The 605-nt window shown below is 46.6% G+C and carries 1 pseudogene; it reads left to right on the top strand.

Features of this window, described 5'->3' with window-relative positions:
• Positions 1–605, top strand: a pseudogene (locus R8N47_RS26585) (elongation factor 4); the annotation flags it as partial.

Here is a 605-nt window from a genome sequence, read left to right as displayed (position 1 = left end):
ATCTCGACCTGATTACCACAGCGCCAACGGTAGTTTACGAAGTTGAGAAAACGGATGGTGAGCTACTGTACGTTGATAGCCCAGCGAAGCTACCTGCAATTAACGACATCGAAGAGATTCGTGAGCCGATTGCGCGTTGTAACATTTTGGTGCCTTCTGATTACCTAGGTAACGTCATTACACTTTGTGTTGAAAAACGCGGTATTCAGGTGGATATGGTTTACCACGGTAACCAAGTTGCAGTGACTTACGACATCCCAATGGCGGAAGTTGTTCTCGACTTCTTCGACCGTCTAAAGTCTACGTCACGTGGTTACGCATCTTTGGATTACAACTTCCAACGCTTTGAAGCGTCAAACATGGTACGCGTCGACGTACTATTGAACGGCGACAAAGTGGATGCACTTGCGCTTATCACGCACAAAGATCAGTCTCAGACTCGTGGTCGTCAGCTGGTTGAGAAGATGAAAGAATTTATCCCTCGTCAGATGTTCGATATCGCGATTCAAGCGGCTATTGGTAACCACATCATTGCGCGTTCTACCGTTAAGCAGCTACGTAAAAACGTAATCGCAAAATGTTACGGTGGTGACGTGAGTCGTAAG

The organism is Vibrio sp. 2132-1 (assembly GCF_033344315.1).
This window is presented reverse-complemented; position numbering and strand designations above follow the sequence as displayed.